Here is a 15,210-nt window from a genome sequence, read left to right as displayed (position 1 = left end):
AAGGAAGGTGTTTTTCGTGAAACGAATTCTGGTTCTCGGTGCGGGGCGAGTCGCCCATCCCTGTGTGGACTACCTGCTTCAGCATACCGATGCCGCACTCACGCTGGTCGATCAGGACAAGCACAACGCCGATGCCGTCGCCGGAGGCAGCTCCAGAGTCACCACCTCCGCCTTCGACGCCACGCAGGGAACGAAGGAACTCCTCGCCTCCACCAAACCGGATCTGGTGATCAATCTTCTCCCCGCGGCCTTCATGGTCCCCGTGGCAAGGGATTGTGTCGCCACAAGAACGAACATGATCAACGTCTCCTACATCAAGGAGGACATGCGCGCCCTCGACGCACCCGCCAGGGACGCGGGCGTGCTGCTTCTCTGCGAGCTGGGACTCGATCCCGGCATCGACCACATGTCCGCGGCGAAGACCATTCGGGAGATCCACGACAGAGGCGGCAAGCTCGAGTCCTTCTGGTCCTGCTGCGGGGCACTGCCCTCCCAGGAAGCGAACACCAACCCCTTCGGGTACAAACTGTCCTGGTCGCCTTCGGGCCTCATCGGCGCCAGCAAGCGCGAGGCACGCATTCTGAAGAACGGCGAAGTGGTGGTCTATCCTCCCGGTGAGACGTTCCGCCACACGAGTTTCATCGAGATCAAGGGCCTCGGCTGGTTCGAGCAGTACGCCAACGCGGATTCCCTGCCCTACATCCGCCTCTACGACATGCCCGAGGCAAAGAACGTCTACCGGGGCACCATCCGGTACATCGGCTGGAGCGAGACCATCCGGAAAATGCTCGATCTGGGGCTCTTCGAGGAGGAGGAACTCGATCTGACGGGACTCACCTATCGGGAGTTCACCGCCCGCCTCGCCGGAGCGACTTCCTGCGAGAGCGCCGAAGCGGCCCTCTGCAGAGTGCTGAAGCTTGAACCCTATTCGTCGATCCTTCACAAGCTCGCATGGCTGGGGCTTTTGGACGACACTCCTCTCCCCTTTGCCAGAGGAAGCGCCCGCTCCGTCGTGGCGGATCTCTATCTGAAAAAGCTCGTCTTCGAGCCCGGCGAGCAGGATCTGGTCGTCATGGAACATCGCTACGAAGTATCCTTCACCGATGGCCGACGCAAGCGTTTCGTCTCCACTCTCGTGAATCTAGGCATCAAAGGAGGCGACACCTCCATCGCCCGCACCACGGGACTCCCCCCCGCAATCGGTGCCCGGCTCTTTCTGGAGGGCAAACTTCCCTTCACGGGCGTGCACGCTCCGGTACTACCGGAGGTGTACAAACCGTCCTTGGCGGAACTGGAACGTCTCGGCATCGTCTTCCAGGAACGGGAAGAACTCCCGGCCTAACGTCGGGGAAAACCGTTCCGCACTCCGGCAGTGAAAGCTCCGTGCACCGCTGAACAAGGTGTTCTTCCTTCGCCCCGAACAACCGCAGCGGCATTTCTCCCAATCACCACCAATGCGGAGAGAACGCACGGAAAACAGGACGAGGCGGTGCCCCTGAAAATGGAGCACCGCCTCGTCCTGTTCGTCAACGGCTCCGATTCTTCCTATTCGGCGAGACCAGGCTCGGATGCCTTCTCCATGCTTCGTGCCCTCCCCACCCGGAGCCAGAGCAAGTGTACACCCACGGCAGCTCCAAGCGTCACGAAGGCGGCGGCGCGAAAGGCGTCGGGCAACCCCGTGATTCCTCCAAGAAAACCGAGTCCCAGGGGAACGGCGAACCAGGCGATGTCCATGGTGAGATAGAGCAGGGACGTTCCCTTGGCGCGAAGTGAGGGCACCGCGAGGTCCGACACGAGGGCGAGATGGATGGGGTGGGCATAGCCGACACCCACGCCGTAGAGAGTGCCGCAGAGGGCGAGCACAAAAGCGGATGCCGCATAGGAGGCGCCGAAAAGGGCCACGCCCATCAGGGCGAAAGCGGGAGCAGCCACGGAAGTGCGCGGTATGCGGTCGAGCAGACCTCTGCCGAAGATGCGCACACCGATGGCGGCGAGCGCCACGGGAATCATGAAGGCCGACGGTGAAAGCCCTCCCTCCGAGGCCATACGGGCCACGTAGACAATGGCCGCATCGGGCAGGGAAAAGCAGAGCGCCGACAGAAGAAGCGTGGGATATCCCCGGGAACCCATCAGTTCGGCAAAGGTACCCCAATTCTTCGGCAACGCCCCGCTCGCGTCGAGAGGTTCGAGGGAGAAACTCATGGCGAAACAGAGAACCGCCGCCAGGGGCGCCAGCCCGAGATAGAGCCGCACGTGCCCGGAGAAGAGGAGCGCCTCCGCCGCCGGAAGAATCGTGAAAAGCGGCGCTATCGAACCGACACAGGCGAGAGCGAAGAAGGATCCTCGAACCTGTTCAGGGATCGCAAGACCCTGGTAGGTGGCGAGCGCCACCAGAAAAAGGCTGAAGCCGGCCCCCATGACAACCCGGGCCGCGAAAATCGCCGGGAAGGACGTCCCCGCCCCGAGGAGCCCGAGCGATCCTGCGCCGCAGAGACAGGCTGCGGCGATCATGGTGCGCCGCACGCCCAACCGCTCGGTGATGACTCCTCCGAAGGGACGGCAGAGAATCGTGCTGGCAAAGAAGGCTCCTACGAGAATTCCCGCTCTGGCCGAGGACATGTCCAGCTCCGCCAGGTAGTTGGCGAAGAGGTAATAGACCTCCGTGAAGGCGTAGATACCGAAGGTCGCGAGAACGATACGAAACAACAGACTCCTGTACTGGTGCATTTCCCTCACCGCCGTTCTTCTGGTGCCGGATGAACCGGCGCGAAATCCGCGCTTCAGGCTATCCGTCTTCCGCCGGCACGTCAAGAGCCGGGAACGGCTCAGGGACACAGACCATGTTTTCACCGCCCGGATCCGGAACACATGCCCCAGCGCGTGAGAGGGAAAAGAGAAACGACGACCGAGCAGGCGGAAAGCAGCACCGCCCGGAATGTAAAGCGCCGGAGCGACGAGAAAAAGCCGGAGGGGTTGTCTCCCCTCCGGCTTTTTCTCTCCCGTCCGCATTCCGGTTCCGGCTCTTTCTGGAGCTCGGGTCCCCTGCCGGAGCTGCCGTCTACTGGTCGTAGCGCACCCGATAAGGGCCGACGAGACTGTTGAAGAGCAGGTTTCCGTTCGGAAGATACTGGAGAATTGCATACGCGCCGTTACCGAAGTTCTTTTTGCCGAACACGGTCCGGTGCACCGTCTCCCCCGTGTCCCAGTCCATACCCGTGACCTCCCAGCCGTCCTCGCGGGTGTAGCCGTTCACGAGGGCCATGTTGGACGACCGGCTGTTCACGGGAACCATGCTGGTGGAAGAGACATCGGGGCGGGCCCAGACGGATTTCCACTCCTTGCTCTCCGTGTCCCACCGGAACCGTTCCACCCCCGAGGGAGCATCGAGGATGGGCCCCATGACCGCGACGTCCAGAATCTTGTTGACCGCGCCCATCGTCGCCACGTCCCCGGGAATGTTGTTCACCACGAAAGCGCCGTAGCCGCGCACCACCACGGACTGCTCCGACTGGATCCACTCCGGCTGGGGAGTCAGGCCGCAGGTGACCCGGATCTGCCCGGCGATCCGCCGGGATGCCGTACCCGGCTTCTGGACAAACCCCTCGGGAATTTGATCGCGCCAGAAGGCGACGAGCTTCATCCGTTTTTCTCCGTCGGTGATGACCACCAGTTTGTCCGGGTCGGAACCGAAGCCCATGAGGGTCGGCGTGGATCCCGTTCCGGTCCCGAATTTCACCAGCGGCGGAATGGCGTCGCTCGGTGCGTCGTAGGCACTGATCCAGGCTCCGTCAACTTCGCGCTCGGAGAGAGTCGTCCCGGTCCAGACGAGCTTGCGCATGAATTTGTTCGAGGCGATGTACAGACCGTTCTCTTCGTCCACCGCGATGGAATTGGTCACCGTCTCGTCGGCGCCGAAGGGCACGAACTGCGCCGTGGCGGGATCCAGATTCCGGTCGATCACGGCGACGCCGTTGCTGAAGATCACCACGAGGAATCCGTCGTAGGTCATGCTCAAGCCGAAAAGCGACACCGTCACCCCTTCGGGCAGATCTTCCCCCTGGATGGTCCGGACGTCATCGATCCTCCGAAGAATCCGGATTCCCGCGGAGGGATCGGCGGGATCCGTCAGGGCAAAGGCATAGACGCCGGAACCGAAGTTGGCATAGAGCACATTGTCGCGATCAACCACGGAGTAGGCGCCGTTCCGGATGCGGTAGGCGTAGTTCTCATCGTAGTAGCTCTTCAGAATCTGATCCACGTCGCCGGAGGTCTCCCCCTCGAACACCATCTCTCCCACGAGCTTGTGATCAGTCCTCGAAATCGGGTCGAGGCCGGGCGCGACGTAGGCCGGAGCGTCGATGCGGGCCGTCTCCACCCACGCATCGTCCTTATTTCGGATGTAGGATACCCGATCGGTTCCAACCCCCCACATGTACGCCGGATTCGTCGACGCCAGGGTGATGATGTTCACGGGTCCGCCGTAGGAAATGGGCTGCCGAGCCGGATCCACGGAAAATATGCCCCTGGGCGGCCCGTAGGGCGTAGAATCGCTCTGGGAGGAATCGAAATGGGTAATGCCGTACAGCGAAGCGGAAAGATACGGATTCGTCACCGGACCGTTCTCGGCGACGTTGTCACTGCCGCCGCACCCCCCAAGGGAAAGAAGAAAAACGCCAAGAATCACAACAAGCACCGGAGATCCGACTGCTTTTTTCACTTTTTTCATGCATCATCCCCCTTTCCGGCCGGTCAGCACGACAAAAACGGGAGCCCATTCCATTGGTCCTGTTTTTCAGCTTTCGGCACTTTTTGATTTTTGTCAAGCTTTGCCCCTCGCCTTTTCCCGCGATCGTTCAGATTGTCAGGTGAGACGTCGCTAATGACGCAACAATTCAACAAGCCCCAGGCTGACGGAAGGAACATACGTGAAAAGCATCAGACAGACCAGCATGGCGAACACAAAAGGCAAGATTTGTTTCGAGATCCCCTCGATCGATTCTCCGGAGATCGCGGACGCCACGAAAAGGTTGATCCCATAAGGTGGCGTGATGAATCCGATGGCCAGATTGACGGTGATGATGATGCCGAATTGAATGGGATCCATGCCGAGCCTGGTAACCACCGGAAGGAGAATCGGAGTGAGGATGATCACGGCGGCGATGTTGTCGATGAAACATCCGACAATGAGAAGAAACACGTTGATCAGCAGCATGATCACGAAAGGACTCTGCGACACGCTGCCCAACCACTCGGCGATGGTCGTCGGAATCTGGGCCAGGGCAAGGTAGTTGGAAAACGCCATGGAAAGGCCGATCATGAATTCCGTCGCGCCGTTGATGAGGCCGGAGGTCCTCAGGCATTCGTAGATCGCCTTTCCGTCAAGTTCCTTGTAAACGAATTTGCCGATGACGACCGAGTAGACCACGGCCACGACCGCCGCCTCCGTCGGCGTGAACACACCTCCGTAGATCCCCCCCAGAATGATGATGGGAACCATCAGGGCTCCAAGGGATTCCTTGAATGCGTGAAACACGTTTCCGAGCGTCGGCGGCTCCTTCGAACTCAGGTAGTTTCTCTTCCTGGCGATGAAGTAGCAGACCGTCATGAGGGCAATGCCTATCAGGATACCCGGAACGACACCGGCGATGAACATGTCTCCGATGGACGTCTGGGCCACCACGCTGTAGATGACGAAGGGGATGCTCGGAGGAATGATCACCCCGATGGTACCCGCAGCCGCCGTCAGAGAAGCCGCAAACGTTCCATGATACTTCCTCTCCTTCATCGCCGGAATCATGAAGGAACCGATCGCCGAGACCGTCGCCGGGCCGGAACCGGAAATGGCGGCGAAAAACATGCAGGCCAGGACCGTGACCATGGCCAGTCCTCCGATGATGAACCCCACGAGGCTCTCCGCAAGAGCTACGAGCCGCCTCGAAATTCCTCCGTTGCACATGAGCGCACCGGCCAGAATGAAGAAAGGAATGGCCAACAGAGGAAAGGAATCCAGTCCCGTAAACGACTTCTGTGCGATCAGAACCAGCGGTATGTCGGTCGTGAGGGCCAGGCAGATGCCTGTGGCCAATCCGAGCGTGATGCCGATGGGAATGCTCAGGCCGATGAACAGGATCAGGAGCCCGAAAAGAAGAAGTGCTTCCATGATCAGGCCCCCTTTCCGCCCGGGGTTCCGCTGAAAAGCTTCTTGATTTCCACGATCAGACGGAGAGCCATCAGAGCCGATCCCACCGGTACCGACGCATAGGCGTACGCCATGGGAATCTCCATGGCCGCCGACAATTGCCCTCTCGTCAGCAGATGTCTCGTCACGGTACTGCCTTGATATGCTAAAAATACACAGAAACCGAACCATGCAAGGAGCACGAACAGTTCGAAATACTTCCTGCTCGCTCCCGTCAATTTATTCGCAAACATCTCTACCCTGAAATGGCTTCTCTCTTTGACCGCATAACTTGCTCCGATCCACGAAAGCCACAAGAAGATGTACCTGGCAAGTTCTTCGCTCCAGGACAGGGAATTTTGAAAGACATAGCGCATGACAACCTGCACGAAGACTAGAAGCGTCATGAAAGCCAGGGAGTAGACAATGAAATATTCTTCAAAATTATAGACAAGCTTCTTAATCATACGCACTTCCCCTCGCACGGAAATAGGTGCGGCCCCCGTCCGAGACGAGAGCCGCACATACGTAATGATCGCTATTTCACCTTTTTTGCGATTTCGACAATTTCCTCACCAAGCTGGTCCTTGAACTGATCGTATACGGGTCTCGTCGCCTCCACGAACAGGGCCTTCTGCTCGGGAGTCAGGGTGTTGACCTCCATGCCCTTCGCCTTGAGTTCCTCGAGAAGCTTGTCCTCCTGTTCGGCGATCATCTTTCGCTGGGCGAGCACGAATTCACGGCCACCCTTCATGACGATCTCCCGAAGGTCCTCGGGCAGCTTGTCGAGGAACGCCTTGCTCGTCAGGGCCATCGTGGCGGAGAAGACATGCCCCGTAAGGGAATAGTATTTCTGAACCTCGTAGAATTTGGCGTCATAGACGATCGCCACAGGATTCTCCTCACCATCGACCGTCTTCTGCTGCAACGCGGTGTATAATTCACCGAAATTCATGGGTGTCGGATTGGCCCCCAAAAGCTTGAAGAAGGCGATGTGCATGGGATTCTCCATCGTCCGAAGCTTCAGCCCTTTCATGTCGTCCGGAACGAACACGGGTCTGCGGCTGTTCGTGACATGCCTGAACCCGTTCTCGAAATAGCCGAGATTCACGAATCCCAAAGGAATCAGATAAGAATCGAGCTTCTGGCCAAGTTCGCCGTCCAATGCTTCGAATGCAGATTCCCTGCTCGTGAAAAGGAAGGGAAGGTCCAGAACCTGGAACCGCTTCTCGAATCCCGCGATGGCCGATGTGGCGGGAAGGGCGATCTGGATCGTCCCCATCTGGACCGATTCGGAGAGTTCCCGATCTCCGCCCAGCTGCGCGTTCGGATAAATCTCCACCTTGATCTTTCCATTCGACTCGCTCTCCACATACTTCTTGAACACATCACGCATGCAGATGTAGTCGGGATGGGACTCGGAAACAATCGTTCCGACCTTGATCGTGAACTCCGCCGCCACGGCGGGAACAGCGATGAGGCTGACAAGGGCCAACGCAAGCAGGAGCTTGAACAACCGGGCTGCCTTCATGAGACATATCCTCCTTCGCGCACAGATCATTCCCTCTCGGGACCGATGTCCATGTTCACGCCTTCTTCACTGGGATATGGTCATTTTCCTCGTTCGCTTTTCCCTTGTCCCCCCATTCCGCTCCTATTCTTCAAACAAAGGAGCTTTTTCCGTCACGGTGCGGCCCTGACGCGAACAAGCTGTTCGTCCGCATCTACTTCCACCCAGTCTCCATCGCGGATGACATCGAAGGGGTCCGCTTCGAGGCGATCCACCATAACGGCATCGACGACCACAGCCGAAGACACGAGAACAGGCTCGGTCTCCCTGACGATGATGGCTGCCGGAAGTTTCCCTTTCACCCAGAGCTGATAGAATCCGTCCACCTGCACGACGGAACTCCCCTTTCCGGATTGGAGCACAAGAACTTTTCCGGCCAGCGATTTTCCCTGCAGGGGATGACTTTTCTCGATGACCGTCCCGGTCTCGGGATCGCACAGGTAGAAACACATGGGTTCCCTAGAGACGATGGCCTCTCCGCACCCGCTTCCCTTCACGATGCATCGGCACCGATAGGTTCGTTCAACTCCGCTCATTACAGGACCTCCCCGCAGACGGCCGCCTCAACGCAGCCGGAAAGTCTTCGTATGACGAACGGTTGCCCTCGTCGCTCGCGGTAATAGGCACATTTGGGCGAATCCGTGATCCCAAGCCCCCCCTCGAAGGATTTCCAGCAGGGCTCATCGATACACGTATCCGCCACGAGATCGACCCCGAGCTCCGCCAGTCTCTCTTTTTCGCCGGAGCGCGATGCCAGTTCGAGGGCGTCGCAGGAAGTGAGTATCCAGAACGCGACACCGTCCCTGACGTGACGTCCCTTCATCAGTCTCTCTACCTCTCGGATCTGTGCGTAGGTGTAATGGGGACACCCCAGCATCACGAGATTGATGCGACCGCCCTTTTCCGAAACGGCATCCTCCTGCTCCTGCAGGTCTCCTTTCGTGACCACGAATTCCGCCTCCGGAACAGAACCTCCGAAGGCCCTCTCCAGCGTCTGCGCCTCCGGGGTTATCCCTACGATATGATACATCGGCACAGCTCCACTCGTGTTCAATTCCGCACCGAGATAGAGAAGCGATTCCGGCGAGGGCCGCGATCCCACATGGGGCATATGGAGAACAGGAACCCTCGATCCGGTGAATCGCCCTACGTACCAGCCGAGCAGGCCCCAGTCGTAGGGTTCCTCGAGAGGCGCTTCCACACGGATAAGAAATTGCCCCCGCCTGTTCTCGTCCAGGTGGAGTCCGTAGAGCGGAGTTTTTCCCACCACGGCTGCCGCGAGGGCACTGACGGAGGACTCCCGGTTCGTGCGCGCTCCCAGAATCGAGTTGACGTATGGGGTCGCACTGGACTCGGAAAAAGCAACGTGTTCACCGAAAGCGGGGACGTTCGTCCCAAGACCGGGCGTACAACAGAAAGTCAACGCCGCACCGATGCGTCGATAGACATCGACTGTTCTCAGAGCCAGATCGAGTTCCTCTGCGGTGACTTCGTAGCGTTTCGTCAGGCTCGCCACGTCCCAGGCAGGGTTCGTCGTGGGAATTACCGTGCACCGGGCTCCTCCGTCGGCGAGAAGACCACACCAATAGGTATCCCCTTCCTGCCCACTCAACGCCACATGGGCTCTCGTGACGGGAATCAACCGCTCCGCATCGAAGGCTTTTCCCAGCGCGACCAGAAGCTCCATGGCCTTCATAATCCCTTTGCCGCACTGCCCGTCAAGCATTCGTTTCTCTTCATCCGTCAGGAGCACTTCGCTTCCCCTTCCCCTCATGCACGGTTTTTTGAGAACAGGCCACCAACACAACCCTTGGATTTCAGCGTCGAAACGTGGGCGATTTCGGTACCGGAGAGCATTGGGTTCCGGTTCCTCCCGGCCTCTCCGCTTCTAGTCGATCAGCTTCGCCTCAATGATCTGTTCCATATTGAAATCGTGGACCCGAAGATAATGGGTGACGACATCCTTGAGTGCGTCCAGGGGAACGGGACCGACAAGTTCGGCTCCGCCGACGGCGACACCGTAGGATTCCGCCAGAGCTTTCACCGTTTCGAAGACGACGGGAATGGAGGTCATCCGGTAATTGACGAGATTCATCGATACCTGTACCTGGTGGTTCTCTTCCAGAGGAAGCGCGATGGCTCTCACGGAATGGAAACCCCCACTGCTGAAGCGAACCGCTTTGGCGATCGCCTTCGCGACATTCAGGTCCTCGGTTCTCAAGTTCACATTGAAGGCCACCAGAGAGAAACGGACCCCCGTCACCGTCGCTCCCCATTTGGGAGGAAACACCGCAGGACCTTCGTCGGGAATCCAGGCGGGATCCCTCATCTTTTCGGCAAACCCTTCGTACTGTCCTTTCCGGATTGTGACGAGCACCTTCCGTTCCGGTTTCGTGGCTGCGTCCTCGTAGTAATAGACAGGAACTCCCCTCCCACCGAGAAACGATCCGTACGCCCGGGCGATACCGAGCGCCTCCGCCTCCGAAACATTCCGTATCGGGACGAAAGGAACTACATCCACCGCTCCCATTCTGGGGTGGCTTCCCTTGTGAACCGTCATGTCGATTCGGGCAAGAGCCGCATCGGTCACCCGCTTCGCGCCCTCGAGAACATCCTCCGGAGCCCCCATGAAGGTGTAGACGGTCCGGTTGTGATCGCTGTTGGAATTGATGTCGAGCACGACAAGCCCGGAAACATCCTCCAGAGCCGCCGTGATGGCGCCGATTTTTTCCGAGTCGGTTCCTTCGCTGATGTTCAACTCGCAAAGAAGAACTTTTCTCATTCCGCTTTCCCCGCCTTCTGCTCTTCCACCCCGTCCGTTTCCATTCCCATCTCTGTCTCCTGGAGAAACGCCTCCAGTTCGGCAACGCGCTCCGGATCCTTGATGAGCCCCAGATTTGCCCGAATATTGGCAAGACATCCTCCTACAGCCGCCCTTGCAAATACCGCGCCCACTTCCAGATCGGACCCGGCATTGCCGTTGGACCTTCCCTTCATGTCTCTCGCCGCATGCTCCACCTTCAGAGCAAGCAACGCATTCCGGCGGGGCACGTCGGCCGCAACATAGGCGGCTTTCCCGATGGCCTCTCTCCGCAACGCCTTCTCCGTTTCCGTCACCTTGGGCAATGCATAGGCCGCCTTCATATCCAGGAATGCTTCGAGATCCCGCACAGCACCATCCCGAAGCAGAAGGGAGATCTCGTCCATTTCTGCGGCGGTTTTTTCATATACTTCGTCGGAAAGACCGCACTGCTTTCCCACGGACAACCGTGCAACCATGCTCACGAGAGACGCAGCCATTGCTGCAGCAACTGCAGACGCTGCCCCGCCTCCGGCGGTGAAATCCTTCGAGTCGTAAATCCTCGCCATCACATCTTCCAGGGTCATTCCCACTCCATCCCTTCCGCAGCAAAACCTCACCCGCACAAACAACCGTCCTGCACGACAACTCGCCCTCTTTTCATGACCCTGGTCACTAGTTTTCTGCCATAGCGGTAGAAAACGTCCTCCCAGCGTTCTACGTTCCAAAACTGGAGATCCGCAAGTTTTCCGGGCTCCAGCGATCCCCTGTCCCCGGACAAGCGAAGAGCTTTCGCTCCTCCGAGGGTTGCCGCGATCAGGGCTTCGCCAGGAAGCATGCGGTGCCGTCGGCAAGCGAGAACAAGAGCAAACGGCACGGATTCACACCACGTTCCAGGGCAACAATTGGTCGCAACAGCCAAAGAGAGTCCAGCCTGCCGCATGGGATGAGGATCAAAGGGATGGGAATGGGCAACAGCGAAATCCGTCGCCGGGAGAACGACGCCGATCGTTCCGACAGCCGCCAGCTTCTGCAGAGCAGAGGGAGGGGTGAAATTCAGATGTTCCGCCGAGACGGCACCAATCTCCGCAGCCAGGTCGGATCCCCCTATGTAGGAGTATGCGTCCGTGTGGATTTTCGAGGCTATGCCGAGCGCACTCGCGGCGGAAAGAATTCGGGCACATTCCGCCGCGTCGAAGTGCGAATCTTCACACCAGACGTCGCAGAAAACCGCCAGACGGCGGCGCGCCACCTCGGGAAGCATCTCTTCAAGGAGCACATCGATGTAGGCCGCCTTTCCCATTTCCGGGGGCCAGCCGTGGGCGCCGAGAAACGTGGAAATCACGTCCACCGGGAGACAGTTTCCCAATGCCTTGGCGACTTCAAGCATTTTGATTTCCGATTCCACGGTGAATCCGTACCCGCTTTTCACTTCCACCGTCGTCGTCCCACAGGTGATCATGTTCGACAGACGGCCCGCCGTTTGGGACAGGAGCGAGGCAAAGTCCGCATTCCGCGTCGCCGCCACGGTGGCAGCGATTCCTGTCTGAACGCCTCGAACCCGAAGAAGGTCCGGATCCTCCTGAATGGCCTTCGCAAGGTATTCGTCCACCCGGGATCCCCCGAAGACAAGGTGTGTATGAGCATCCACGAATCCGGGCAACACCACCTGCCCGGCGGCATCGATTCTCTCGGCGTCGTCCAGATCCGCCGCCTCACGGACTTCCCTTTCCGTTCCCACCGCGAGCAAATGTTCCCCGGAACCGGCGATCCATCCGCCGTCAATCACGCCCGGGGCGTTTCCGCACACCGAAGAACATGTCACCACCTGGGAAGCGCCCGCGATATACCAACCTGCCTTCGGGATTTCGGGACATGTCATCTTTTCCGGCTCTCCTCTCGGAAAACAGCTCGCCGTGCGACAACCACGGCCCAAAGCAACATGGGATCAGGGCTCGGCGATGTCGTCCACGGGCTCTCCCCGGAGAACCTTGACGGCGTTGCCCGCCGTGCGTGATTTCAGTTCAAAGAACGATTCCTGGGAAAGATAGGAGACGTGGGGCGTGATCACGATTCCAGGGCATGTGAAAATCGCCTCCCGGAACGTGGGCGGCTCGACGGGAACCACGTCGACCACGGCCCCGGCGATACTTCCCTCCGTCACGGCACGGATCAGATCGTCCACTTTGACGATCTTTCCTCTGGCCGTGTTGATGAGGAAGGCGCTTTGCTTCATGCACGCCAGCTCCCGCTCGCCGATCATGGAATCGGTCTCCTCGGTCAATTTCGCGTGAATGGTCACGAAATCCGCCGCAGCCAGGCCGGAGTACAGGTCCGTCTTGCGGACACCGAGGGATGCCATGGTTTCCTCGTCCACATAAGGATCGTAGGCGGAAATGTTCATGCCGAGGAGCCCTGCCTTTTTCGCCGTTGCCCGTCCGATTCTGCCGAGACCGATGACGAACAGGTTCGACCCGCGAACACGATGCGGTAGTTCTTTCATGGCGGGGACGCCCCAGAGCCCGGAGTGCATGGCATCTCTGTAGGAGTCGATTCTCTTGTTGACGTGAAAAATGGCGGCGATGACATAGTCCGACACGTCGTCCACACAATATCCGGGTACGAATGTAACCTTGATTCCTCTGCGCATCGCGCTCGCCACATCGACCCGATCGTATCCTCCGCCGAAGACGGAGATGACCTTGCAGCGGTGAAGTTTTGACAACGCCTCATCGTCCAGCTTGACATAAATCTGGGAGAGAATCGCATCCGCATCTTTCCCAAAGGCCTCCAGATCGGCCCGGTATTCGTAGCCGGAAATCCGGATCGTGCACTCCGGGAAGGCCTCTTTCAACACGGCCTCCTCGACGGCATAGTCCGGCCACTCCTCGTCGATGATCCAAATGAAAGGCTTCATGGAAAGCGCCCCTATTTCGGCCTGACCGGAGTGCTCTTTTCGGGACCGAAGGTGACCTTGTCGGCGGGCTCCCACCAAAGAGGCACCTTGATGCTTTCCGAGGTCAGTTTGCCCTTGCCGTTCGCGACATCCCGGGCAATCTCGTACCCAGCCTGGGCGTGCCGGATGACACCAATGCCGGAATCGACCGTCATGGCAACCTCAAGCCGAACATCGGCATCGTCGGTTCCATCGGCGATCTGCGTAACTCCCGTGTGAACCGCCTCACCCATGGAGTAATTGGCCTGAATGGCAATGAGGTCGCACATGCCGCAAGCGTTCAACAGCCCGTTCAGCATGGGCCAGTCCGAGATAAGATCGCCCCCATCCTTCATCCGCTCCGATTCGAAGGTTGGATTGACGATGGAACCAGAATCGAGATTATCTCTGGAGAACGCCACAGGTCCCTTGATCTCTCCCTTTCTGATGAGATCGTTGATAGCGAGGGCGAATTTCTTCCGCTGACCGAAGCCCATGTAGCACACTCTCGCAGGCAGTCCTTCTATGGGAAGATGTTTGCTCGCAAGCCGAATCCAGCGACCAACGATGGGATCATCACCGAAAAGTTCCAACGCGAGCTCGTCGGTGCGTTTCAGATCTGAAACTTCCCCGGAAATGCAGGTCCAACGAAAAGGACCACGCCCCTCGCAGAACAAGGGACGGATGTAGTCGGCCACGAACGCGGGAAGCCTCATGGCTTCCTTCTCGGGAAATCCCGCATCACGACACTCCTTCCGAATGCTGGTGCCATATTCGAACACGGGAACGCCCTTATCCAGGTACTTCAGCATGACTGCGAGCTGACGCTTCATGGTCTCCCGGGCCTTGGCGAGATAGCCGTCGAAATCCTTCTCCCGGAGAACGGCCGCCTCTTCCGGCGTATATCCCGAGGGAATGTAGGAAAGAGGATCGTGGCAGGGACACATTTCGCTCATGACATCCGGCACGAAGCCCTTCTCGTAGGCCTCCTCGAAGCAGTCCGCCGCGTTTCCGACAACTCCGATGGCCAGGGTTTCCCCATTCTTCACGGATTTTCGCGCCAGGGTGATCGCCTCGTCCATGGTGGTCACGATGACATCCATGTACTTTTTCTCGATACGCCGCTCCAGGATTTTTCTGTCCGTATCGACCACAATGGCCACGCCGCCGTGCATTTTCATGGCCCAGCTCTGGTTGCCACCCATTCCACCCGCTCCGGCCGTCAGGTAGATCCGATCTTTCAGCGATCCGCCGTAATGCTTGATGGCCACCGCACCAAGAGTCTCGAAGGTTCCCTCGATAACTCCCTGGGTTCCGATGTACTCCCATGGAGCTGCCGTGTACTGGGCGAAAATCGTCAGGTTTTTCGCTTCCAGATCGTAGAAGACGGGCCACGTGGCCTTCATAATGTTCGTCGTCGCCATGACGACCACCGGAGCGTATTTATGGGTCTTGAAGATCGCCACAGGCATTCCTGATTGAACGACCAGCGTCTCGTCGTCCTCGAGTTCTTTCAAGGATTTCACGATGGCATGGTAGGATTCCCAGTTTCTCGCACACTTGCCGTTACCGCCGTAGATGACGAGTCTCTCCGGATGTTCCGCGTTCTCCATGTTGTTCTCGAGCATTCTGAGGATTGTCTCCTGCCGCCATCCTTTGCACCGGAGAACAGGTCCTCTCTGTGCCTTCACCGAGTAAAGAATCTGCGCATTGCCCATGTTGCGCAC

13 protein-coding genes are annotated in these 15,210 nt (G+C 58.6%); 1 reads left to right on the top strand and 12 read right to left on the bottom strand.

The window, feature by feature from the left end:
• Positions 1-16: 16 nt before the first annotated feature.
• Positions 17-1,342 carry a saccharopine dehydrogenase C-terminal domain-containing protein gene (locus K349_RS0104500; RefSeq protein ID WP_026368664.1) on the top strand — a complete coding sequence of 442 codons (1,326 nt, stop codon included), beginning with the start codon at positions 17-19 and terminating at the stop codon, positions 1,340-1,342.
• 203 nt (positions 1,343-1,545) lie between these two features.
• Here the strand turns inward: K349_RS0104500 and K349_RS0104495 are convergent, their stop codons facing one another.
• The 12 genes from K349_RS0104495 to K349_RS0104440 all read right to left on the bottom strand — a co-directional run bounded on the left by K349_RS0104495 (position 1,546) and on the right by K349_RS0104440 (position 15,201).
• Positions 1,546-2,706, bottom strand: a complete 1,161-nt coding sequence (locus K349_RS0104495) for an MFS transporter (protein WP_211240324.1) — start codon at positions 2,704-2,706, stop codon at positions 1,546-1,548.
• A gap of 352 nt (positions 2,707-3,058) precedes the next feature.
• Positions 3,059-4,726, bottom strand: a complete 1,668-nt coding sequence (locus K349_RS0104490; protein WP_026368662.1) for a hypothetical protein — start codon at positions 4,724-4,726, stop codon at positions 3,059-3,061.
• A 150-nt stretch (positions 4,727-4,876) separates the two neighbouring features.
• The gene (locus K349_RS0104485) at positions 4,877-6,160 is read right to left on the bottom strand and encodes a TRAP transporter large permease (protein WP_026368661.1); all 1,284 of its coding nucleotides are present in this window, start codon (positions 6,158-6,160) and stop codon (positions 4,877-4,879) included.
• A gap of 2 nt (positions 6,161-6,162) precedes the next feature.
• Positions 6,163-6,645: a TRAP transporter small permease gene (locus K349_RS0104480; RefSeq protein WP_026368660.1), complete on the bottom strand. Its 483-nt coding sequence runs from the start codon at positions 6,643-6,645 to the stop codon at positions 6,163-6,165.
• 71 nt (positions 6,646-6,716) lie between these two features.
• A complete protein-coding gene (locus K349_RS0104475) occupies positions 6,717-7,709 on the bottom strand; it encodes a TRAP transporter substrate-binding protein (protein ID WP_034264248.1) in 993 nt (330 codons plus the stop codon).
• A gap of 152 nt (positions 7,710-7,861) precedes the next feature.
• Positions 7,862-8,284: an aconitase X swivel domain-containing protein gene (locus K349_RS0104470; protein ID WP_026368658.1), complete on the bottom strand. Its 423-nt coding sequence runs from the start codon at positions 8,282-8,284 to the stop codon at positions 7,862-7,864.
• Positions 8,284-9,501, bottom strand: a complete 1,218-nt coding sequence (locus tag K349_RS0104465; RefSeq protein WP_026368657.1) for an aconitase X catalytic domain-containing protein — start codon at positions 9,499-9,501, stop codon at positions 8,284-8,286. The genes K349_RS0104470 and K349_RS0104465 overlap by 1 nt, the downstream gene beginning before the upstream one ends.
• 135 nt (positions 9,502-9,636) lie before the next feature.
• Positions 9,637-10,530, bottom strand: a complete 894-nt coding sequence (gene ftcD, locus K349_RS0104460) for a glutamate formimidoyltransferase (RefSeq protein WP_026368656.1) — start codon at positions 10,528-10,530, stop codon at positions 9,637-9,639.
• Positions 10,527-11,135 carry a cyclodeaminase/cyclohydrolase family protein gene (locus K349_RS0104455; RefSeq protein WP_026368655.1) on the bottom strand — a complete coding sequence of 203 codons (609 nt, stop codon included), beginning with the start codon at positions 11,133-11,135 and terminating at the stop codon, positions 10,527-10,529. The genes ftcD and K349_RS0104455 overlap by 4 nt, the downstream gene beginning before the upstream one ends.
• A 29-nt stretch (positions 11,136-11,164) precedes the next feature.
• Positions 11,165-12,430, bottom strand: coding sequence for an imidazolonepropionase (gene hutI / locus K349_RS0104450; protein ID WP_026368654.1), 1,266 nt, complete (start codon positions 12,428-12,430; stop codon positions 11,165-11,167).
• A 66-nt stretch (positions 12,431-12,496) separates the two neighbouring features.
• Positions 12,497-13,465 carry a C-terminal binding protein gene (locus K349_RS0104445; RefSeq protein ID WP_026368653.1) on the bottom strand — a complete coding sequence of 323 codons (969 nt, stop codon included), beginning with the start codon at positions 13,463-13,465 and terminating at the stop codon, positions 12,497-12,499.
• 11 nt (positions 13,466-13,476) lie between these two features.
• Positions 13,477-15,201 (bottom strand): urocanate hydratase, encoded by a 1,725-nt coding sequence (locus K349_RS0104440; RefSeq protein ID WP_026368652.1) that lies wholly within the window; start codon positions 15,199-15,201, stop codon positions 13,477-13,479.
• Positions 15,202-15,210 lie beyond the last annotated feature (9 nt).

Source organism: Aminiphilus circumscriptus DSM 16581 (assembly GCF_000526375.1).
Lineage (GTDB): Bacteria > Synergistota > Synergistia > Synergistales > Aminiphilaceae > Aminiphilus > Aminiphilus circumscriptus.
Note: the sequence above shows the minus strand (reverse complement) of the source record. Positions and strands in the feature narration are given on the sequence as shown.

Excerpts from the sequence above, each read along its gene's own strand:
- K349_RS0104490 (WP_026368662.1), bottom strand. The coding sequence starts at position 4,726 with ATGAAAAAAGTGAAAAAAGCAGTCGGATCTCCGGTGCTTGTTGTGATT.
- K349_RS0104485 (WP_026368661.1), bottom strand. The coding sequence starts at position 6,160 with ATGGAAGCACTTCTTCTTTTCGGGCTCCTGATCCTGTTCATCGGCCTG.
- K349_RS0104480 (WP_026368660.1), bottom strand. The coding sequence starts at position 6,645 with ATGATTAAGAAGCTTGTCTATAATTTTGAAGAATATTTCATTGTCTAC.
- K349_RS0104475 (WP_034264248.1), bottom strand. The coding sequence starts at position 7,709 with ATGAAGGCAGCCCGGTTGTTCAAGCTCCTGCTTGCGTTGGCCCTTGTC.
- K349_RS0104470 (WP_026368658.1), bottom strand. The coding sequence starts at position 8,284 with ATGAGCGGAGTTGAACGAACCTATCGGTGCCGATGCATCGTGAAGGGA.
- ftcD (WP_026368656.1), bottom strand. The coding sequence starts at position 10,530 with ATGAGAAAAGTTCTTCTTTGCGAGTTGAACATCAGCGAAGGAACCGAC.
- K349_RS0104455 (WP_026368655.1), bottom strand. The coding sequence starts at position 11,135 with ATGACCCTGGAAGATGTGATGGCGAGGATTTACGACTCGAAGGATTTC.
- hutI (WP_026368654.1), bottom strand. The coding sequence starts at position 12,430 with ATGACATGTCCCGAAATCCCGAAGGCAGGTTGGTATATCGCGGGCGCT.
- K349_RS0104445 (WP_026368653.1), bottom strand. The coding sequence starts at position 13,465 with ATGAAGCCTTTCATTTGGATCATCGACGAGGAGTGGCCGGACTATGCC.
- K349_RS0104440 (WP_026368652.1), bottom strand. The coding sequence starts at position 15,201 with ATGGGCAATGCGCAGATTCTTTACTCGGTGAAGGCACAGAGAGGACCT.